General features: G+C 59.3%; 23 protein-coding genes. 16 read left to right on the forward strand and 7 right to left on the reverse strand.

Annotated elements, in window-relative coordinates; all coding sequences use genetic code 11:
- Positions 1 to 17: 17 nt before the first annotated feature.
- Positions 18 to 866: a neutral zinc metallopeptidase gene (locus RTS12_RS07525; RefSeq protein ID WP_312527028.1), complete on the forward strand. Its 849-nt coding sequence runs from the start codon at positions 18 to 20 to the stop codon at positions 864 to 866.
- 22 nt (positions 867 to 888) lie between these two features.
- On the opposite strand, the gene RTS12_RS07530 is transcribed toward RTS12_RS07525, so the two are convergent.
- Positions 889 to 1,074 carry a hypothetical protein gene (locus RTS12_RS07530; RefSeq protein WP_312527029.1) on the reverse strand — a complete coding sequence of 62 codons (186 nt, stop codon included), beginning with the start codon at positions 1,072 to 1,074 and terminating at the stop codon, positions 889 to 891.
- Between the two features lie 57 nt (positions 1,075 to 1,131).
- On the opposite strand from RTS12_RS07530, the gene RTS12_RS07535 reads away from it, so the two are divergent.
- Positions 1,132 to 1,581 (forward strand): type II toxin-antitoxin system RatA family toxin, encoded by a 450-nt coding sequence (locus RTS12_RS07535; RefSeq protein WP_312527032.1) that lies wholly within the window; start codon positions 1,132 to 1,134, stop codon positions 1,579 to 1,581.
- 72 nt (positions 1,582 to 1,653) lie between these two features.
- On the opposite strand, the gene ccrA is transcribed toward RTS12_RS07535, so the two are convergent.
- Positions 1,654 to 2,943, reverse strand: coding sequence for a crotonyl-CoA carboxylase/reductase (ccrA, locus tag RTS12_RS07540; RefSeq protein ID WP_312527034.1), 1,290 nt, complete (start codon positions 2,941 to 2,943; stop codon positions 1,654 to 1,656).
- Between the two features lie 316 nt (positions 2,944 to 3,259).
- Here ccrA and RTS12_RS07545 point away from each other — a divergent pair, with 316 nt between their 5' ends.
- On the forward strand, positions 3,260 to 5,218 hold the full coding sequence (locus RTS12_RS07545) for a protein meaA (protein ID WP_312527036.1): 1,959 nt from the start codon (positions 3,260 to 3,262) through the stop codon (positions 5,216 to 5,218).
- A gap of 65 nt (positions 5,219 to 5,283) precedes the next feature.
- Here the strand turns inward: RTS12_RS07545 and RTS12_RS07550 are convergent, their stop codons facing one another.
- Together RTS12_RS07550 and RTS12_RS07555 are read right to left on the reverse strand one after the other, a co-directional pair.
- Positions 5,284 to 6,186 carry a DMT family transporter gene (locus RTS12_RS07550; RefSeq protein ID WP_312527038.1) on the reverse strand — a complete coding sequence of 301 codons (903 nt, stop codon included), beginning with the start codon at positions 6,184 to 6,186 and terminating at the stop codon, positions 5,284 to 5,286.
- 124 nt (positions 6,187 to 6,310) lie between these two features.
- Complete coding sequence (locus RTS12_RS07555; protein WP_312527040.1) at positions 6,311 to 6,937, reverse strand: LysR substrate-binding domain-containing protein; 627 nt, start codon at positions 6,935 to 6,937, stop codon at positions 6,311 to 6,313.
- Positions 6,938 to 7,237: 300 nt separating this feature from the next.
- Here RTS12_RS07555 and ffh point away from each other — a divergent pair, with 300 nt between their 5' ends.
- Genes ffh through rpmE form a run of 9 tightly spaced genes read left to right on the forward strand, consistent with a single transcriptional unit; the run spans position 7,238 to position 12,341 of the window.
- Positions 7,238 to 8,737 carry a signal recognition particle protein gene (gene ffh / locus RTS12_RS07560; protein ID WP_312527042.1) on the forward strand — a complete coding sequence of 500 codons (1,500 nt, stop codon included), beginning with the start codon at positions 7,238 to 7,240 and terminating at the stop codon, positions 8,735 to 8,737.
- Positions 8,738 to 8,740: 3 nt separating this feature from the next.
- Positions 8,741 to 9,265 carry a GNAT family N-acetyltransferase gene (locus RTS12_RS07565; protein ID WP_312527044.1) on the forward strand — a complete coding sequence of 175 codons (525 nt, stop codon included), beginning with the start codon at positions 8,741 to 8,743 and terminating at the stop codon, positions 9,263 to 9,265.
- Positions 9,262 to 9,558: a chorismate mutase gene (locus RTS12_RS07570; RefSeq protein WP_312527045.1), complete on the forward strand. Its 297-nt coding sequence runs from the start codon at positions 9,262 to 9,264 to the stop codon at positions 9,556 to 9,558. Before RTS12_RS07565 ends, RTS12_RS07570 begins: the two co-directional genes overlap by 4 nt.
- A 59-nt stretch (positions 9,559 to 9,617) precedes the next feature.
- Positions 9,618 to 9,992, forward strand: coding sequence for a 30S ribosomal protein S16 (rpsP, locus tag RTS12_RS07575; protein WP_312527048.1), 375 nt, complete (start codon positions 9,618 to 9,620; stop codon positions 9,990 to 9,992).
- A gap of 2 nt (positions 9,993 to 9,994) precedes the next feature.
- On the forward strand, positions 9,995 to 10,492 hold the full coding sequence (gene rimM / locus RTS12_RS07580; protein WP_409455674.1) for a ribosome maturation factor RimM: 498 nt from the start codon (positions 9,995 to 9,997) through the stop codon (positions 10,490 to 10,492).
- The gene (locus RTS12_RS07585) at positions 10,493 to 10,837 is read left to right on the forward strand and encodes a hypothetical protein (RefSeq protein ID WP_312527050.1); all 345 of its coding nucleotides are present in this window, start codon (positions 10,493 to 10,495) and stop codon (positions 10,835 to 10,837) included. It abuts the gene before it with no gap.
- 9 nt (positions 10,838 to 10,846) lie between these two features.
- Positions 10,847 to 11,722 (forward strand): tRNA (guanosine(37)-N1)-methyltransferase TrmD, encoded by an 876-nt coding sequence (trmD, locus tag RTS12_RS07590; RefSeq protein WP_312527052.1) that lies wholly within the window; start codon positions 10,847 to 10,849, stop codon positions 11,720 to 11,722.
- A gap of 5 nt (positions 11,723 to 11,727) precedes the next feature.
- The gene (gene rplS / locus RTS12_RS07595) at positions 11,728 to 12,108 is read left to right on the forward strand and encodes a 50S ribosomal protein L19 (protein WP_312527054.1); all 381 of its coding nucleotides are present in this window, start codon (positions 11,728 to 11,730) and stop codon (positions 12,106 to 12,108) included.
- Positions 12,109 to 12,119: 11 nt separating this feature from the next.
- Positions 12,120 to 12,341, forward strand: a complete 222-nt coding sequence (gene rpmE, locus RTS12_RS07600; RefSeq protein ID WP_312527056.1) for a 50S ribosomal protein L31 — start codon at positions 12,120 to 12,122, stop codon at positions 12,339 to 12,341.
- Between the two features lie 163 nt (positions 12,342 to 12,504).
- Here rpmE and RTS12_RS07605 read toward each other — a convergent pair whose 3' ends face one another.
- Entirely contained in the window at positions 12,505 to 12,735 is a 231-nt protein-coding gene (locus RTS12_RS07605; protein WP_312527057.1) for a hypothetical protein, read from the reverse strand.
- Positions 12,736 to 12,998: 263 nt separating this feature from the next.
- Between RTS12_RS07605 and RTS12_RS07610 the strand changes: the two genes are divergently transcribed.
- The 4 genes from RTS12_RS07610 (at position 12,999) to RTS12_RS07625 (ending at position 18,605) form a co-directional block, all read left to right on the forward strand.
- The gene (locus tag RTS12_RS07610; protein ID WP_312527059.1) at positions 12,999 to 13,781 is read left to right on the forward strand and encodes a division plane positioning ATPase MipZ; all 783 of its coding nucleotides are present in this window, start codon (positions 12,999 to 13,001) and stop codon (positions 13,779 to 13,781) included.
- A 118-nt stretch (positions 13,782 to 13,899) separates the two neighbouring features.
- A complete protein-coding gene (locus RTS12_RS07615) occupies positions 13,900 to 15,246 on the forward strand; it encodes an efflux RND transporter periplasmic adaptor subunit (RefSeq protein WP_312527060.1) in 1,347 nt (448 codons plus the stop codon).
- Positions 15,243 to 18,299: an efflux RND transporter permease subunit gene (locus RTS12_RS07620; RefSeq protein ID WP_312527063.1), complete on the forward strand. Its 3,057-nt coding sequence runs from the start codon at positions 15,243 to 15,245 to the stop codon at positions 18,297 to 18,299. Before RTS12_RS07615 ends, RTS12_RS07620 begins: the two co-directional genes overlap by 4 nt.
- 9 nt (positions 18,300 to 18,308) lie before the next feature.
- Positions 18,309 to 18,605, forward strand: a complete 297-nt coding sequence (locus RTS12_RS07625; protein ID WP_312527065.1) for a putative quinol monooxygenase — start codon at positions 18,309 to 18,311, stop codon at positions 18,603 to 18,605.
- A gap of 68 nt (positions 18,606 to 18,673) precedes the next feature.
- On the opposite strand, the gene RTS12_RS07630 is transcribed toward RTS12_RS07625, so the two are convergent.
- Together RTS12_RS07630 and RTS12_RS07635 are read right to left on the reverse strand one after the other, a co-directional pair.
- The gene (locus RTS12_RS07630) at positions 18,674 to 19,993 is read right to left on the reverse strand and encodes a pyruvate dehydrogenase complex dihydrolipoamide acetyltransferase (protein ID WP_312527067.1); all 1,320 of its coding nucleotides are present in this window, start codon (positions 19,991 to 19,993) and stop codon (positions 18,674 to 18,676) included.
- A 12-nt stretch (positions 19,994 to 20,005) separates the two neighbouring features.
- The coding region (locus tag RTS12_RS07635; RefSeq protein ID WP_312527069.1) for a transketolase C-terminal domain-containing protein at positions 20,006 to 20,589 on the reverse strand (584 nt) is incomplete at its 5' end.

Here is a 20,589-nt window from a genome sequence, read left to right on the forward strand (position 1 = left end):
AGAGGGAGTGAGATTGCATGGAATGGCGTGGACGCCGCGGAAGCCGCAATGTCGAAGATCGACGTGGGATAGGCTCAGCAGGGGCAGGCGGAATCGGGGTTGTCGGCCTTTTGGTCGTTCTGGCCGTCGGCTATTTTTTCAACATCGATATCTCGCCCATCGTGGGCTCGATGGATCAGGGAACACAATCGGGTGAGCCCCGCGAGCTGACCGATCAGGAAAAGGAAATCGGGCAATTCGTCTCGGTCGTTCTGGCCGATACCGAAGAGGTCTGGACGCGGGTTCTGCCCGAGCAGGCGAATGTGCAATACAAAGACCCCAAGCTTGTGCTGTTCTCGGGGGCGGTGCAATCGGCCTGCGGCGGCGCATCCGCAGCCATGGGCCCCTTTTATTGCCCCAATGATCAGAAGCTGTACCTAGACACCGACTTCTTCCAGATCATGCAAAGCAAGATGAATGCAGGCGGCGATTTTGCCTATGCCTATGTCATTGCCCATGAGGTCGGCCACCACGTGCAAAACCTGATCGGGGTTCTCAGCAAGGTGAACCAGATGCGTTCGCAGTCCAGCCAAACGGATACCAATGCGCTGTCGGTGCTGACCGAACTTCAGGCGGATTGTTTCGCGGGGATCTGGGCTCGTCAGGCCAGCGAGCAGTTTGGCACGATCGACGAGGGTGATATCCGCGAAGCAATCACTGCGGCGGGCGCGGTCGGTGATGATGTGCTGATGAAACAGGCCGGGCGCGTGCCGATGCCCGACAGCTTCACCCACGGCTCGGCAGCTGATCGTCAGACCTGGTTCACCCGCGGCTTCAAGAGCGGCGAAATGGCGCAATGCAACACCTTTGCTAAGGCGGGCCTTTGACAGGCCCAAGGACTTTGGTGATCTAGCGCACCAGATGCATGCCGCGTGGGCGATCCAGTGTCGCCCATGCGGGCCAAAGACCGAAATGCTCAAGCGCGACCAGCGCAAGGCATATTGCGATCACCGATAGCACCAGAATGACACGCCCCTCGCTTGGTGGGTGCCGCACCCATCGCGCCGCACGAATTAACCAGTTGAGGTTGTTCATTCCCATCTTCCCCTGATAGGTGTCGCCCAAGATCGACGATAGCGACGGACAAGCGCCTTGCCCCATCACAGCGACAGCCGCATTTTGCCTTACACAGCCAGCCAGATGTATGATCTGGTCGCCGATGTCGAAAGCTATCCGAAATTTCTGCCCTGGAACAGCGCCGCGCGTATTCGTTCGCGCAAGCCTGGGGTCGAAGGCTCCGAGGTTATCGAGGCGGATCTGGTGATTTCCTTCAAGGTTCTTCGCGAGCGTTTTGGCAGCCGCGTGACCCTGTGGCCGCAAGAAAAGCGCATTGATACCGAATATCTCGACGGCCCGTTTCGCTATCTGCGCAGCGGCTGGACCTTTGATGATCTGCCCGAGGGGGGATGCAAGGTCGAGTTCTTCGTCGATTTTGAATTCAAGAACGTGATTCTGGGCAAGGTGATCGGCGTCGTCTTTGGCGAGGCGATGTCACGCATCGTGCGCGCCTTCGAGGACCGTGCCAAGGTTCTTTACGGCTGAGCGTCAGGCAAAACGGCGACCCAATGGATCGCCGCTGCTGGTGCTTGGCCTGCGCGCGGCCTGCTGGGCCCATTAACCCCGGCTTGCCTCGACCGCGTCCTCAAAGGTGCGGATGCCGGTATGGGGTGATTGTACCAGCACCGCCATATTGCCGGGCTTGTGCTCATTATTCAGCATTTTCAGATGCGCTTGCGGAATTTCGGCCCAGGGGAAGACCTCGGACATGCAGGGGTCTATCCGACGTTCCAGCATCAGCTTATTGGCGGCCGATGCCTGTTTGAGATGGGCGAAATGGCTGCCTTGCAGGCGCTTTTGATGCATCCACATATAGCGCACGTCAAAGGTACAGTTGAACCCCGAGGTGCCGGCGCAGATAACAACCATACCGCCTTTTTTGCACACGAAGGTCGAGACCGGAAAGGTCGCCTCGCCGGGGTGTTCAAAGACAATATCGACGTTGTTGCCCTTGCCGATGATGTCCCAGATCGCTTTGCCGAATTTGCGGACCTCGTTGAACCATTCCTTATACTCTGGGGTGTTGACGGTCGGCAGCTGACCCCAGCATTTGAAATCCTTGCGGTTGATGACGCCGCGCGCGCCAAGGCTCATCACGAAGTCGCGTTTGTCCTCATCGCTGATCACACCGACCGCATTTGCGCCCGCGGCATTGATCAGCTGGATCGCGAAAGAGCCAAGCCCGCCAGATGCCCCCCAGACCAGGACATTCATCCCCGGCTTCAGCTCATGCGGTTCGTGTCCGAACAGCATCCGATAGGCTGTCGCCAGCGTCAGCGTATAGCAGGCCGATTCCTCCCAGGTCAGATGCTGCGGGCGGCGCATCAGCTGCTGGGCCTGAACCCGCGTAAACTGCGCGAATGAACCGTCTGGCGTTTCATATCCCCAGATGCGCTGGCTGGGCGAATACATCGGATCGCCGCCGTTGCATTCCTCATCATTGCCATCATCTTGATTGCAATGGATCACGACCTGATCGCCAACTTTCCAGTTCTTGACCTTGTCACCCACCGCCCAGATCACGCCCGAGGCGTCGGAACCTGCGATGTGATAGGGCTGTCCGTGGCCATCAAAGGGGCTGATCGGCACGCCCAGACCTGCCCAGATCCCATTATAGTTCACCCCGGCGGCCATCACCATGACCAGAACCTCGTTGCTGTCGATGGCGGGGGTATCGACCACCTCGACCAGCATGGCCTTGTCAGGGTTGCCGTGACGCTCGCGCCGGATCGCCCAAGCGTACATCGACTTGGGAACATGGCCGAGCGGCGGCATCTCACCAATCTCGTACAGGTCCTTTTGCGGCGCGTCATAGGCCGCGATCGGGGTGGGTTGATCTAGTGCCATCTCAATCTCCTTGCCGCGTTGCAGAATCGGCGTCACGCCTCAGGATTACGATTCCGAAAGCAATAATGCAACAACATGATTATCATTATTGAAAGAATATAACCCTAAGGATTTATGGAACATATGACGAAAAGTAGCCTTTAGGCAGGGAAATCCAGCTGAACCCGATCTCACGACGGCCAGATTTTGTCGAAAATTCAGTAAGCAGCGACCACGCCGAGTGGCTTAGAAACTTCTGCACTGCGGCGAATTGACAGGGTCAGATTGTTTCCATATCAATTCAATCAAAGCAATATTGTTGCGAAAGGATTTTGCGATGGCCGCAAAGGACAAGCCCTGGCTCTTCCGCACCTATGCCGGTCACTCCACGGCCAGCAAATCGAACGCATTATACCGCATGAACCTTGCCAAGGGGCAGACCGGGCTATCGGTTGCGTTCGATTTGCCCACGCAGACCGGATATGACAGCGATCACGTTCTGGCGCGTGGCGAGGTCGGCAAGGTCGGGGTGCCGATTTGCCATCTGGGCGATATGCGCACGCTGTTCGATCAGATCCCGCTCGAGCAGATGAATACCTCGATGACGATCAATGCGACTGCGCCATGGCTGCTCGCGCTCTATATTGCCGCGGCGCAAGAGCAGGGGGCGGATATTTCGCAGCTGCAAGGCACGGTCCAAAACGATCTGGTCAAGGAATACCTGTCGCGCGGCACATATATCTGCCCGCCCAAACCCTCACTTGCGATGATCACGGATGTGGCGGCTTACACCGCAAAGCATCTGCCCAAATGGAACCCGATGAACGTCTGCTCCTACCACCTGCAAGAGGCCGGAGCCACACCCGAGCAAGAGCTGGCCTATGCATTGGCCACCGCGATTGCCGTGCTGGACGATCTGCGTGCGAAGGTTCCCGCCAATGAATTTCCCGCCATGGTCGGCCGCATCTCATTCTTCGTCAATGCAGGCATCAGATTCGTGACCGAATTGTGCAAAATGCGGGCCTTTACCGAATTGTGGGATGAAATCACCCTGAACCGATACGGTATCAGCGAAGAAAGATATCGCCGTTTTCGTTATGGCGTTCAGGTCAACTCCCTTGGCCTGACCGAGCAGCAACCCGAAAATAACGTCTATCGCATACTTCTCGAGATGCTGGCGGTGACGTTGTCGAAAAACGCGCGCGCCCGGGCCGTTCAATTGCCCGCTTGGAACGAGGCGCTGGGCCTGCCGCGGCCATGGGATCAGCAATGGTCGCTCAGAATGCAGCAGATCCTGGCTTATGAAACGGATCTGCTCGAATATGGCGATCTTTTCGACGGTAATCCGGTCATTGCAGCCAAGGTCGAGGCATTGAAAGCGGGGACTCGAGCCGAGCTTGATCTTCTTGACAGCATGGGCGGGGCGATTGCGGCAATAGATTACATGAAGGCGCGCTTGGTTGAATCCAATGCGACCCGAATTGCGAAAATCGAATCAAGCGATACGATCGTGGTCGGCGTCAATCGCTGGCAACATGCCGAGCCTTCTCCGTTAACCGCGGGCGAGGGGGGGATCATGACGGTGGATCCGGGCGTCGAGGCCGAACAGATCGCGCGCCTTGATGCATGGCGGGACCAGCGCAACGAGATGGCCGTGCGTCATGCGCTGGCCGAACTGCAAGAGGTCGCCCAAAAGGGGGCCAATATCATGCCCGCCTCGATCGCTGCGGCCAAGGCCGGCGCCACAACCGGCGAATGGGCCGGGGTCATGCGCAAGGTCCATGGCGAATACCGTGGTCCCACCGGTGTTGCGACCAGCCCCTCGAACCAGACCGAAGGGCTAGAGCCCATTCGCGAGGCCGTCGATGCCGTCAGCCGCCGCCTTGGCCGCAGGCTCAAATTCATTCTCGGCAAGCCGGGCTTGGACGGCCATTCGAATGGCGCGGAACAAATCGCCTTTCGCGCGCGCGATTGCGGCATGGATATTACCTATGACGGCATCCGCCTCACCCCTGAACAGATCGTGGCAAGCGTGCGCGACAATCGTGCAGATGTCGTCGGGCTTTCAATCCTGTCCGGCTCTCATCTGCCGCTTATCCAGGACACGATGGCGCGCCTTGGACAGGAAGGTCTCGGTCATATCCCGGTGGTGGTCGGCGGAATTATTCCCGAAGAAGACGCGGCAATCTTGCAGGATATGGGCGTGGCACGGGTCTATACGCCCAAGGATTTTGAGCTCAACCGCATCATGATGGATATCGTGACGCTCGTCGAACAGCGCATCGAGACCAACTAGCTTTTTGCGGGCACTCTCGTAGAGCCATCAAAATCTTCCATGCGGAAAATATCCCCGCCGGAGGCTTAGTCGCGCAGCAAAAGGCCAAGCGCGGTCACAGTGGCCAAAAGGCCCGGCACAACAACGATGCCGGGCAGGCCTTGGCCTAGAATGGCCTCCAGGCCAATGACCCATGCCGGTGTCAGATAGGTATAGGCCATGACCTTTGCCGAGGGCAGGCGCAAGGTTGCAAATTGCACCAGCACAAAGCTCACCCCTGTCGCAAAAATCGCTGTATAAAGCACCGTTGCCCATACGATGACCGGCAGATGCAGCCAATCGGTCGCGCCGATCGCACGCCATTCCCAGATCACCAGAACGATCAACCCGCCCAGCAGCGCCCCGAAACTAAAGACGACCGCACTTTCGCCACGGTTCAGCTTGCGAACCAAAGGGGTATAGAGGGCGTGAAAGGCGCAGCCCAGCAGATAGATCGCCTCGCCGCGACCCAGCTGAAGGCGCATGAGCTGATGTAGATCTCCGCGAAAAATGACCCAAAGCGCGCCACATCCGCCCAAAAGCAGCGCCGTCGCGATTTGAAAACTCATCTTTTGACGCAGCAACAACCAGGCGAAACCTGCTGACATGACGGGCGTCAGCGTAAAAACCGCCGCTGCCGAAACCGCATCAGCCGTTTTCAGCCCCTCGAACATCAAGACGAAATAGGCGGCGAAAATGGCGCCTAAAACGGGATAGCGCCAGGGCGCACGCCAGGCAAAGCGCGGAATCCCGCCAGGTCGCGCCGCAGCAAAGCCACCAATAACCCCCGCAGCAATAGCGAAACGAGCTGCGGTGATCGCCCCCGGATCGATCAGATTGGCCGAGCGCACACCAAAGGAAAACGAACCCGCAACCAGCAGCGAGAACAGCAACATGGCTGCATGCCCCTGAAGCGCCTCGCGGCTTGCGGGAAGAAATCGATTGGTCATGCTTGTCACCTTTGCAAAGCGGCGCGGATGCATGACAACAGGGCGCATCGCGGCTTGGCCGCATTTGGCGCAGGTGGCCTGCCATTGACCAGAGGCATTCTTGGGCCAACGACCCTAAAGCCACCTAACCCCAGACCTTGAACAACCTTTCGCCGATCTTTTCAGCGGCCTGGGCAAGGCAGGGAAAGCGAAGCGCTTCGCGGTCCACCACCATCCACATCGGGGCCTCCCATCCCTCAAGCGAGGTGGGAACCTCGACCAGATCAGAATAATGTAAAAGCGCAGAAGCAGGCAAAAAGCCCAGACACAGGCCAGAGTGCACAGCGATGCGATGGGCAATTTCGCAATCCGTGCGCAGGTAGTAATGGGCCTCGGGGATGGTGCTGCGCAGCCATTTCTCCCATGGGGCGCGATCGCGTTGCCGGTCATGGGCGATAAAGGCAAAGCGCTTCAAATCCCCTAGATCCGCAGGTTCGCCCATGCGATCCAGATAGGCTTGAGAGCCGAACAGGCCAAAACGCAACCTGCCAAGTGAACGTATCACCGCATTTTCTGCCTGAGGTTCTGGGCCGCCGCGTATATGAATGACTGGGGCGCCAGGGATGACGGGTGTCACATCCATATCTGCGTTATAATAGAGTGTGGATTGCATCTCACTATTCATGCCCCACAGCAGGGGAATGAGGTAATCAGCCACCATCGGGACCGATTTCACAATGATTTCACGGCAAGCGCCGCTGGGCAGCATCATCTCTGGGCCTGATCACTTCTGGCAGATGTCGGATCGTCGATATATGGTCGATATATGAATGGCACATGACCCGTGAACATCGGGTTAAGAGATGGCTTAGCGCGGGGCCCGGTGTCGCGATTTGGCTGCGTGATGGGTCCGCCAGACAAGGCGTCTTGACTTTTTCCACGGATTTGTCTTAGTCCTTACCGTAATTTCCCGGAAGGCTGTCCTTCCGGTCCCCGGTTGCCGGGGATCGCCCCCCGTCAGCGCGTTGCGCCCACGGGGGCGTCATTGCTTTGGGCTACAGGAGGGCTGCTGATGTTTGAAAACCTGTCCGATCGCCTTGGCGGCGTCTTTGACCGGCTGACCAAGCAGGGTGCGCTTTCCGAGGATGACGTCACCGCCGCGATGCGTGAAGTGCGCGTTGCGCTGCTTGAGGCTGACGTTTCGCTGCCGGTTGCGCGCAATTTCGTCAAGACCGTTACGGCCAAGGCTACGGGTGCGTCGGTTACCAAATCGGTGACCCCGGGCCAGCAGGTCGTGAAAATCGTCCATGACGAGCTGATCAAGGTCTTGCAGGGCGAGGGCGAACCCGATGCTTTGCGCATCGATAACCCGCCAGCCCCGATCCTTATGGTCGGTCTGCAAGGTTCGGGTAAGACGACGACCACCGCGAAACTCGCAAAGCGTCTTAAGGACCGCGAGAAAAAGCGCGTGCTTCTGGCGTCGCTCGACACGAACCGCCCAGCTGCAATGGAGCAGTTGGCCATTCTTGGCACGCAGATCGGCGTCGATACGCTTCCGATCATTGCCGGCGAGAATGCCGTTCAGATCGCCAAACGCGCCAAACAGCAGGCGACGCTTGGCGGCTATGATATTTACATTCTCGATACCGCAGGCCGCCTGCATATCGACGAAGTCCTGATGGACGAAGTGCAAGCCGTGCGCGATGTCGCCAACCCGCGCGAGACGCTGTTGGTGGTCGACGGCTTGACCGGCCAGGATGCAGTCAACGTCGCCACCGAATTCGACGGCAAAGTCGGAATTACCGGGGTTGTTCTGACCCGGATGGACGGTGATGGCCGTGGCGGTGCGGCGCTGTCGATGCGCGCGGTTACCGGCAAGCCGATCCGCTTTGTCGGTCTGGGCGAAAAGCTGGATGCGATCGAAACCTTTGATGCTCATCGCGTTGCGGGCCGCATTCTGGGGATGGGCGATATTGTCGCCTTGGTCGAGAAGGCCCAAGAGGTTCTTGAGGTCGAGCAGGCCGAGCGCATGATGAAGCGCTTCCAGAAGGGGTTGTTCAATATGAACGACCTTCGCAACCAGCTGGAACAGATGATGAAGATGGGCGGCATGCAGTCCATCATGGGCATGATGCCGGGCATGGGCAAAATGGCCAAGCAGGCCGAGGCGGCAGGCTTTGACGATAAGGCCATCCGCCAGCAGATCGCCCTGATCAACTCGATGACCAAGAAAGAGCGTGCCAATCCTGACATGCTGCAAGCGAGCCGCAAAAAGCGGATCGCCGCAGGTGCGGGTATGGAGGTATCCGAGCTGAACAAGCTTCTGAAGATGCAGAAGCAAATGGCTGATACCATGAAGAAACTTGGAAAGATGGGCAAAGGCGGGATGCTGAAGCAGGCCATGCGCGCTATGGCGGGCAAGGGCGGCGGTTTGCCCGATATGGCCAATGTCGATCCCGAGAAAATGGCCGAGGCCACCAAGATGCTGCAAGACCCCAAAGGGTTGGGCGGTCAGCTTGGCGGCATGGGCTTGCCAAGCGGTCTTTCGGGCCTCTTTGGCAAGAAGAAGTAACGCATGGCCGATTTGCGCGTCACTGTTCCGGTGCTGGAAACCGAAAGGCTGCTTTTGCGCGAGCCGCGCCTGAGCGATCTTGACGCCATCACGGCTTTCGGCGCCTCAGAGCGGTCGCGCTTTGTCGGCGGCCCGATGGATGATGTCGGCTCGTGGAACGCCTTGATGATCCTGATGGGGCATTGGGTGGCGCGCGGATTTGGCTGGTGGATGCTTGAGGAAAAGGCAACCGGAGCGGTCGCGGGGCGGGTCGGTGTCGGACACCATATCGATTGGCCCGAACCCGAGCTTGGCTGGCATCTTTACGAGGGCTTCGAGGGGCGCGGTCTGGCGCTTGAGGCAGCCATTGCCGCGCGCAGCCATGCCCAGAACCAGATGGGTCTGGGTCCGTTGATCTCGCTGATCCATCCCGACAACCACGGCTCTCGTCGTCTGGCTGAACGTCTGGGTGCTGTGATCGAGCGCGAGGATTTCCTTCTGCGCTCTGAGCCCTGCATGATTTATCGTCACCCCAAGGACATCGCATGACCGACGCCGTCTCACGTGCCGCTGAATTGCTGAAAGAGCATCGCAACTCCATCGATCGTTTGGATGCGATTTTGGTTTACACGCTGGCCGAACGGTTCAAGCACACTCAATCTGTCGGCCGCCTTAAGGCCGAACACGATCTTCCGCCGTCCGATCCCGCCCGTGAGGCGAGCCAGATCGAGCGGTTGGAACGCCTCGCGCGCGAGGCCGACCTCGACCCGGAATTCGCGCGCAAATTCCTGAACTTCGTGATCTCGGAAGTCATCCGGCATCACGTTCAACACCAGAAGTAAGGCGGCACGGGTTCGCATCGAACCTCCGCCAAACCCGCCATTTTACAAGGAGAACTCCAATGGCAATGAAGATCCGTCTGGCCCGTGGTGGCTCGAAAAAGCGCCCGCACTATGCAATCGTCGCGACCGATTCGCGCATGCCGCGTGACGGCCGCTTCCTCGAGAAGCTGGGCACCTACAACCCGCTGCTGGCAAAAGACAGCGAAGAGCGCGTGAAGATGGACATCGAGCGCGTTCAGTACTGGCTGAGCAAAGGCGCGCAGCCGACCGACCGCGTTGCACGCTTCCTGGAAGTGGCAGGCGTCAAAGCGAAAACCGAGCGTTCGAACCTGAAAAAAGGCGAGCCGGGCAAAGCTGCTAAAGAGCGCGCAGAAAAGCGTGCAGCACGTGAAGCAGCTGCCAACGCTCCGGCCGAAGAAGCGGCTTCGGAATAATCATGTCAGAGCGGGTATGTGTAGGCGCGATTGCCGGCGCCTTTGGCGTGCAAGGAGAGGTGCGGCTGAAAAGCTTTTGCACCATCCCCGAGGATATCGCGACCTATGGCCCGCTTTGGACGGAAAATGGCGGACAGAGTTTCTCTGTCCGCCTGACCCGCCCGGTGACTGGCGGGCTAGGAGCCCGGATCGTGGGGGTTGAGACCCGCGAGGATGCCGAGGCTTTGAAAGGGGTGACGCTTTGGGTCGATCGGACCGCTTTGCCGTCGCTGCCTGATGATGAATTTTACCATGCCGATCTGATCGGCCTTGAGGTCTATGATGGCAGCGGCGTCCTTTTGGGGCGGGTGCGGGCGATCTATGACCATGGCGCAGGCGATATCCTAGAGATCGCCGGACCTCATCCGATGATGTTGCCGTTCACGCGGGCCTTTGTGCCCACCGTCGATCTGGCCGCAGGCCGCATGATTGCGGACCCGCCTGAATCCGAGGACGAATAGATGCGGCGTTGCCTGACCGCGGCAGGAATTCTGCTGATGCTTCTGGGGCCGCTGCTTCAGGGGCTTTCGGGGGCAAGTGATCCTTATGCATATGTTTTCGCCCCGGTCATGCTGGCGGGTGCGATTCCGCGCATTGCTTTGCGTGGATTTCAACCAGACCCGATCCGCATGGGAATCGGCGTGCTGATTGCGGGTGGATTGTCGATGGGGCTGTGGTGGCTGGGCAAAGAGCTTGTCGGCGCGCAGCCTTGGAGTGTCGCGCCCTGGGTGCCGCTTGGGGCGGTGATCCTGGGCGTTTTGATGACTGTGGCGGGCAGCTTGCTGCGCCATCCAGATAAGTTGTGATCCGCTGATATGTCCGAGCCGACCCCGAAATCCCACGGCCGCATGAGCGTGCGCCTATCGTCCAAGCCGCGCGACCTGATGGCCGAGCGCGAGGTCGAGGGTGCATGGACCGCCCAGATCATCACCTTGTTCCCCGAAGCCTTTCCCGGAATTCTGGGAATGTCGCTGACAGGGCGCGCGCTAAGCGAGGGGCTGTGGAACCTGCGCACCATTCCCTTGCGTGAGTTTGGCGAAGGGCGCCATCGCAACGTCGATGACACCCCTGCCGGTGGTGGGGCTGGGATGGTGATCCGCGCCGATGTCATGGCGCGTGCGCTGGACGCTGCGCGTGCCGATGCGCAAGGGAATGCCCTGCCGGTGGTCTATATGTCACCGCGTGGCAAGCCGCTGACGCAGGCGCGTGCGCGCGCCTTGGCGCAGGGGCCGGGCATCACGCTGATCTGCGGGCGTTTTGAGGGCGTCGACGAGCGTGTCCTTGAAGCTTATGGCATCGAAGAGATCAGTATTGGCGATTATGTCCTGACCGGCGGAGAACTTGCTGCTCAGGTCTTGATCGACGCGACGGTTCGACTTATACCGCGCGTGCTGGGGAATCAGGAATCGCTGGCCGAGGAATCCTTTTCCGACGGTCTTCTTGAACATCCTCAGTATACGAAGCCCGCCCAATGGGAAGGCCGCGCGATCCCCGAAGTTCTTCTATCGGGAAATCACGCGGCTATTGCCAATTGGCGGAGCGAAGAAGCCGCAAGGCTGACAAAGGAACGCCGCCCCGACCTGTGGCGGGCATATCAGGACCGCAAGGCTGATATGGACCCGACAAAGGACCGACAGCTCTCGGGCGCATCAGACCAATCGCGGGGCTACCGCGAGAACAAAGAGGATTGATTGCGATGAACCTGATCGCCCAACTCGAAGCCGAGCAGATCTCTGCGCTCGGCAAAGAAATTCCCGACTTTAAAGCCGGCGACACTGTTCGCATCGGTTATAAAGTGACCGAAGGCTCGCGCTCGCGCGTTCAGATGTACGAAGGCGTTTGCATCTCGCGCAAAGGCGGCGGCATCGGCGCTTCGTTCACCGTGCGCAAGATCTCGTTCGGTGAAGGCGTGGAACGTGTGTTCCCGCTCTATTCGACCAACGTCGACTCGATCACCGTTGTACGTCGTGGCCGCGTGCGTCGCGCCAAGCTGTACTACCTGCGTGATCGTCGCGGTAAGTCGGCCCGTATCGCTGAAATCAGCAACTACAAGCCCAAAGCTGCAGCTAAGGCCTGAGGAATCGCGTTATGAAAAATGAAATTCACCCCGCATACCACACGATCAACGTCAAAATGACGGATGGTACCGTGTTCCAGACCCGCACCACCTGGGGCAAAGAAGGCGACACCATGTCGCTGGACATCGACCCGACTTCGCACCCGGCATGGACCGGTGGCTCGTCGCGCCTGATGGATACCGGCGGTCGCGTCTCGAAGTTCAAAAACAAATACGCTGGCCTTGGCTTCTAAGTCTAAGCTCAGTTGCATTTGGAAACGCCGCCCCAAGGGGCGGCGTTTTTCATTTCGGGGTCTTGCTGTTGGGGGCGATGGTTCACGATGGGCACAAGGCAGGCTTCAACTGCGGGAAGGGGCGCCGATTTGGCGCCCCTTCCACTTGCGCCCTTGGGCCTGTTCAGGTCGGGCGGCCCGTAACTTCGCCGCGCCCCGAGTCGATTACGACGCGACCATCCCGCAATTGCCGCAGGATCGGCCCCTGAACGCTTTGATGACGCGAGAGGGCAATGGTGGCGTAAAGCGAGCGGCTGCGGTCATGCTCGGCCATAGCCAGTCCCAGTTGAGCCCCCCCAAGGCCAAGGCTGAGGGCGCGATCGGCAAGGGCGGAAAGCTGATGTCGCAAGGTCATGGCGTGCTCCTGTCTGAGAGGGTTGGGCACTGCTGCCCATATATCTATATTACGACAGAGATTGTCGTGTATTGCAAGAATAAAATCGATCTAACAGGTCGTGATAAAACCTGACGTATTCTCCGTGACTTGCGGCAATCCTTGCTGGGTAATTCAGGTGCATATTCGCGCCGATCTGGGCACCAACACTGGCATTCGCGGCTTTTCTTCCGGCGGGTCAAACCCTATGGTCCGTCAAAGAACTGGCCGCAGCAGGAGGATTCGTGGCGCATATTATCGTCGTCGGGAATGAAAAGGGCGGCTCGGGAAAATCGACGACATCGATGCATGTGGCGACAGCCTTGTCCCGCATGGGCCATCGCGTTGGCGCGCTTGATCTGGATGTCCGTCAGCGCAGCTTTGGCCGCTATTTGGAAAACCGCACTGCCTTCATGGCGCGTGAGGGGGTCGAGCTGCCGACACCCAGCTATATGCGGCTGGAATTTGATCCCAATGCGGATGCCGATCCGATTTCGCAGGCGGTGACCGAGTTAGAGCCAAATTGCGATTTTATTTTGCTTGATTGCCCGGGCTCGCATACGCGGCTGTCGCAGATCGCCCATACTTTGGCAGATACTTTGATCACGCCGATGAACGACAGTTTCATCGATTTCGATCTTTTGGCGCGTCTGTCACCCGAGGGTAAGGTTCTGGGGCCTTCGATCTATGCCGAGATGGTGTGGACCGCGCGCCAGATGCGCGGACAGGCGGGGGCAGGGCCGATCGACTGGCTGGTTCTGCGCAACCGTCTGGGCACCCAGCAGATGCACAACAAACGCAAGGTTGGCGGGGCGCTGGACACCTTGTCCAAACGCATCGGTTTTCGCGTGGCCCCCGGGTTTTCCGAGCGCGTTATTTTCCGCGAGCTTTTCCCGCGCGGGCTGACGCTTTTGGATCTCAAAGACATCGGAACCGAGCAGCTGAGCATGTCCAATATCGCCGCTCGCCAAGAGTTGCGCGATCTTATCTCTGAGTTGCAATTGCCCGGCGTGACGGTTTCGTTCTAATCTCTCGGATCAAAGTTCCGGCGCAAAATGTCGGAACATCCGACCCTTAAACAGGTTAAGGGTTGCGGGATTGACGAGGACCATGATGCGCAGAGTTACCCCTTGCTTGGGTCGGGCCATGAATGTTGCTTTGGTCCTGACGGCCAGCGCTGGGGTGATGTTCGCGCCATCGTTTTCCGTTCAGGCCGAAGCCGCGCAACAAGAGGCGGCCCCGCCCACGGCGACTTTGCCGGTGGTCAGTGTGGCACCTGCTCAGCTGACACGCATGGTGACGCGAGTACCGGTTTCAGGCTCGTTGGTCGCGCGTCAAGAGGTGATGATTTATCCCAACGTGACGGGTTATGCGATTACCCAGATCATGGCCGAAGTCGGCGACGAGGTCAGCGCCGGCCAAGAGCTTGCTCGTTTGCAAGACCGTACCCTTCAGGCGCAGCTTGCGCAGGCCGATGCCGATTATCAGCGCGCCGAAGCCGGGGTGAAACAGGCGCAAAGCCAGATCCTAAGCGCCGATGCCGCCTTGACCGAGGCCCGCTCGACGCTGGAGCGCGCCCGCAAGCTGCGCCAGTCCGGCAGCGGTTCGCAGGCGACATTGGATCAAGCCGTGGCGGCCGAGGCAGCAGCCAGCGCCAGCTCGGCCTCGGCGCATGATGGCCTGAGCGTTGCCCAAGCGGCGCTGGCCCTGGCAGATGCCTCGCGCGATATTGCCCGGTTGAACCTGGACTATACCCGCATCCTTTCGCCGGTTGCGGGCAAGGTCGTGGCGCGCAATGCCGAATTGGGCGCGCTATCGGGTAGTGCTGCCGCGCCTCTTTTCACGGTGATCGCAGGGGGCGAGATCGAACTGGCAGCCGATATCGTCGAAACCGCCATTCCGGCTTTGCAGGTTGGCGCGCCGGTGGCGGTCACGATCTCGGGGCTGGGAGAGGTTCAGGGCAGGGTGCGTCTTACCCCTGCCGCTGTTGACCCCGAGACGCGGCTGGGCCTTGTCCGTATCGCGCTGGATGAGGATGCCAAGCTCAGGATCGGCCTGTTCGCTTCGGGTTGGATCATCTTGCAAGACCATGAAGCGCTGAGTGTTCCGGCCACGGCCGTGGTTGCCGATGAAACTGGCGATCACGTACAGGTCGTCAAGGACGGCCAAGTTGAAACCCGTTTGGTCAAGGCAGGTGTAATCTGGCAGGGACGTCGAGAAATCCTGCAAGGTCTTGAACCGAATGAAAACGTCATCGCCCGGGCGGGGGCTTTTTTCCGCAGCGGTGACCGAATTACGCCGGTGGCCTTGTCAGAACCCGACGTGGGATCACCGCCTATGAAGGATGCGGCACCCGACAAGGCGAAGGCCGACGCTGCGGGCCCGAACCCTGCGGTTACGCCCGCGCCCGTGGATGCCCCCCAGCCCGCCCCCGATGATATGCCCGCATCGGATCGCGCCCCCCTTTCCGTCACTTCGGAGCCTGCCCGATGAATATGTCGACCTGGTCGATACGGCATCCGGTTCCGCCGATTGCGGTCTTTGTGGTTCTGGTGCTGATCGGACTTTTCAGCTTTCGCCAGATTCCCGTCACGGCGATGCCCAATATCGATTTGCCGCTGGTTTCGGTGACGGTTTCTCAGCCCGGCGCTGCCCCATCCGAGCTGATCCGGCAGGTGATCCAACCGATTGAAGATTCGATCGCCAGCGTAAACGGGGTGCGCCACATTACATCGACCGCCAGCGATAGCTCTGCCAGCATCATGGTCGAGTTCGAGCTGGAAACCGACACCGACCGCGCCGTCAACGATATCAAGGATGCCGTCGCCAAGGTCCGCTCGGATCTGCCCGATTCCATCATCGAGCCTTTGGTCAAACGGATCGATATCGAGGGCATGCCGATCCTGACCTATGCGGTCGGCGATCCCACCCAAACCATCGAAGAGCTGTCGGATTTCGTCGATGACGTGATTGGGCGTCAGCTGTCGACCGTCAAGGACGTGGCCAGCACGTCGCGCATCGGTGGGGCAGATCGGCAGATCAATGTCGAGCTGGATGCCCAGAAAGTTCAGGCCATGGGGCTGACCGCAGCCGAGGTCTCTAACCAGCTGCGCGCGCGAAACATCGACCTTGGGGGTGGGCGCGGCGATCTGTCGGCCACCGAATATTCGATCCGCGCCCTTGGAGCGGCAGATAGCGTGGCGCGGCTGGCGGCAACCCCGGTCTCACTGCCCTCGGGCAAGACAGTACGGCTGGATCAGCTGGGAGAGGTCAGTGATGGCGGTAGCGAAGAGCGCGGGTTTGCCTTGCTTGACGGCAAGCCGGTTGTGGCTTTCGGGGTCTACCGCGCCAGCGGGAAATCTGACCTGACCGCCGGAGACGGCGCCAAAGCGCGGCTTGCGCAGATCGCCAAATCCTATCCGAACCTGACCTTTTCGCTGATTGACGATGCGACCACGCATACGCTGAACAGCTATCATTCGGCCATGGATACCCTTTATGAGGGTGCGGTCCTGGCCGTAATCGTGGTGCTGCTCTTTTTGCGCAACTGGCGTGCAACCTTGATTGCAGCGGTCGCATTGCCCCTGTCGATCATTCCCACCTTTTTCGTGATGAGCTGGCTTGGCTTCACGCTGAACGGTGTCAGCCTGCTTGCGATCACCCTGGTGACAGGGATTCTGGTCGATGACGCCATCGTCGAAATCGAAAACATCGACCGCCATATTCACATGGGCGTTCCCCCTTACGAAGCCAGCGTCGAGGCAGCCAATGAAATCGGCCTGACCGTGATCGCCATCAGCTTTTCCATCGTCGCGGTTTTCGCGCCTGTTGGATTCATGGGCGGGATTCCGGGGCAATATTTCAAGCAATTTGGCCTGACAGTCGCAGTCTCGGTCCTGTTTTCACTGCTGGTGGCGCGGATCATCACGCCGATGCTGGGCGCCTATCTGATGCGCGGCACCTCGCATGTCGAGCCCAAGCAAGACGGCTTTTTCCTGCGTCATCTGATGTCGGTCCTTGGTTGGACGCTGCGCCATCGCGGCCTGACGATGCTGATGGGCCTGGCCGTTTTCGCAGGCTCGATCTATTCGGCGACGCTGCTTCCCACGGAATTCATTCCGGCCTCGGATGTGGGGCGCAGCCAGATCCGTGTGGAACTGCCCCCCGGTGCGACCATCAAGGAATCCGAGGATGCGACGCGGATGATCAGCCAGCGCATTCTGAACACCCCCGAAGTGCGCTCGGTTTTCGTGATCGGCGGGGACGGGGATGTCAACGAATCCCGGCTGATGGTCAATTACGGCAAGAAAGAGGACCGCAGCCGCACCAGCTTTGAAATTGAGGATGGGCTGAAGGCCGAGCTGGCCGATATTGCCGATATGCGCATCAACTTTCAAAACGAGCAGGGCCAGAACGATTTCAACATCACCGTTTTGGGACATACGCAGCAATCTGCGGCCGAGGCTTCAGAGATGTTGGTGAATGCGATGCGCAGCCTGCCCAGCCTCGAGGGGGTGACCTCGTCGGCAAGCATGTTGAGGCCGGAGTTGCAAATCCATCCCAAGCCCGAAATTGCAGCCCAACTTGGCGTCAGCGCAACCGCACTTGCCACGACTTTGCGCATTGCGACCCTTGGCGACAGCGAGGCCAATCTGGCCAAATACAACGCCGGCGATAAGCAGATCCCGATCGTGGTTCGCTTGGACAAAGCGACGCGCACCGATCTTGACCGGCTACAAACTCTGCGCCTGCCCGGATCAAAGGGGCCGGTGCCCCTTTTGGCGGTGGCGGATCTGCACTACGGCGCGGGCGCCTCGCAGATCGGACGTTATGACCGGCAGTTCAGTACCACCGTTTCGGCCAATCTGGTCGAGGGGCAGCTGCTGGGGCCTGTCAATGCCGAGGTCCTGCGCCTGCAAGCCGCCCTAGAACTGCCTGCGGGAACCGAAATCAAACCAGCTGGCGACGCCGAAATCATGGCCGAGGTCTTTTCCTCTTTTGCCATTGCCATGGGGTCGGGGGTCTTGCTGGTCTATGTGGTTCTGGTCCTGCTTTTCCACAACTTCATCACCCCTGTCAGCATTGTCATGTCGCTTCCGCTGGCCATTGGCGGGGCGATCCTTGCGCTTTATCTGACGGGCAATTCGATCTCGATGTCCGTGGTCATCGGCTTTTTGATGCTGATGGGGATCGTGACCAAGAATGCGATCATGCTGGTCGAATTTGCCCTGACATCGATGCAGGCAGGTGTCGCCAAAAGCGAGGCGATCCTAGATGCCGTGCACAAACGCGCGCGTCCGATCATCATGACCACGATCGCCATGACTGCGGGTATGATCCCCTCGGCGATGGCCACCAGCGAGGGCAGCGAGTTTTCCAGCCCCATGGCGATTGCGGTGATCGGGGGGCTGCTGCTGTCGACACTTCTGTCGATGCTTTTCGTGCCGTCGCTTTTTTCGCTGATCCACGGCCTTCAAACCCGCATTGGCGGCGTGTTGGGGCGTTGGATCGGCATCAACCAGCCGCGCGATGCCACGGCGGAATAGGAATGAACGATGTTAAAGGTCATTGCCGAGGATTTTATCAAACCCGAGGCCATCGATTTGGTTTTGCCGCTATATCGAGAGCTGGTCGCCCTGACCCAGGCCGAGCCTTTATGCATCGCCTATGATCTGTTCATAGATGACAAGGACCCCGGCCATTTCATCTTTATCGAAGAATGGCCAGATCAGGCTGCGTTGGACCTGCATTGCGCAAGTGAGCATTTCACGCGGCTTGTTCCGCAAATCAACGCCCATCAACGCGCCCCGTGCCGCTTTACCTTGATGGGTACCCAGCTTCTGCCCAGCTAAAAAAGCGGAAACATGACCAATGAAAAAGGGGCCGCGAGGGCCCCTTTTTTGTCGGTTTCAGCCGGATCTTAGGCCAGCATTGCCACCGGGTTTTCCAGGTTCTTGACGATCGCATCCAAAAGCTGCGCGCCCAAAGCCCCGTCGATGACACGGTGATCAACCGAAAGCGTCATCGACATGACGTTGCGGATGACGATCTCGCCATTTTCGACAACCGGGGTCTGGATGCCAGCCCCAACCGCCAGAATGGCGCCATGGGGCGGGTTGATGACCGCGTCAAAGTTCTCGATCCCGAACATGCCCAGGTTCGAAATGGCAAAGCTGCCGCCCTGATATTCATGGGGCGCAAGCTTCTTGGTTTTGGCGCGGTTGGCCAGATCCTTCATCTCGGCAGATAGGGCAGACAGCGATTTTTGCTGCGCATCCTTCAGCACCGGGGTGAACAGACCGCCTTCGATGGCAACGGCAACCGCAACATCGGAAGGCTTCAGCTTGACGATCCGATCACCTGCCCAGATCGCATTCGCATCCGGAACCTGCTGCAATGCATTGGCGCAGGCTTTGATGATGAAATCGTTGACCGACAGCTTCACGCCGCGATCTTCCAGCTGCTTGTTCAGCGTTGCGCGGAACTTCATCAGCTCATCAAGCTTGGCCGATTTGCGCAGATAGAAGTGCGGAATGGTCTGCTTGGCCTCGGTCAGGCGGGCCGCAATCGTGCGACGCATGCCGTCCAGCGGAACCTCGGTGGTCTCGCGGTCGGCATACATCTTCAGGATCGTGGCCGCCGAAGGTCCAGCCGCAGCTGCAACTGGGGTCGCCGCAGGGGCAGGGGCCGCCGAGGTGGCGGATGCCGCTGCTGCCGCAGGTTTGGCCGCGCCGGGTTTGGCGTCTTGGACATCGGCCAAGACAATGCGACCATGAGGGCCAGAGCCCGCAACTGCAGCCAGATCGATACCTTTTTCCTTGGCGATACGACGCGCCAAGGGCGAGGCAAAGACACGGCCTGCCTTGTCAGCAGCCGATGATGCGGCAGGGGCAGCTGCCACCGGGGCAGAAGCTGCAGGTGCCGCCGCAGCCGGTGCGGTCGCCGCAGGCGCAGCAGCCGCAGGGGCTGCCGCTTTGCCAATGTCAGCCGCGCTTTCGCCATCCTCAAGCAGGACCGCGATCGCGACGTTGACTTTGACCCCCGAGGTTCCCTCGGCAACAAGGATCTTGCCGATGACGCCTTCGTCGACGGCTTCGAATTCCATCGTTGCCTTATCGGTTTCGATCTCGGCCAGAATATCGCCAGATTTGACGGTATCGCCTTCTTTGACCAGCCATTTCGCCAGCGTGCCTTCCTCCATCGTCGGAGACAGCGCGGGCATCAGAATTTCTGTAGGCATCTCGCTATTCCCTTAACGGTAGGTGACTTTCTTGGCGGCTTCCACGATTTCCGGAACGGTAATCAAGGCGTGCTTTTCGAGGTTGGCCGCATAGGGCATGGGCACGTCTTTGCCGGTGCAGTTGATCACCGGAGCATCCAGATAATCAAAGGCGTTTTCCATGATATAGGCCGACAGGTGGTTGCCGATCGAACCCACAGGGAAACCTTCTTCGACGGTGATGCAGCGGTTGGTCCGCTTGACCGATTCCAGAACGGTTGCGTAATCGATCGGGCGCAGGGTGCGCAGATCGATGACCTCGGCCTCGATGCCGTCTTCTGCCAGCTTCTCTGCCGCGTCCAAAGCATGGGCAACGCCGATGCTGAAGGTCACGATGGTCAGATCACGGCCCGGACGCACGATTTTCGCTTTTCCGAAAGGAATGGTGAAATCAGGCAGATCCGGCACTTCGAACGAGCGGCCGTAAAGGATCTCGTTTTCAAGGAAGATGACGGGGTTGTTGTCGCGGATTGCGGTTTTCAGCAGACCTTTGGCATCGGCTGCCGAATAGGGCATCACGACCTTCAGACCCGGAATGGCGGCATACCATGCGGCAT

Origin of the sequence: Paracoccus sp. (in: a-proteobacteria), from assembly GCF_032007265.1 — a bacterium.
GTDB lineage: Bacteria > Pseudomonadota > Alphaproteobacteria > Rhodobacterales > Rhodobacteraceae > Paracoccus.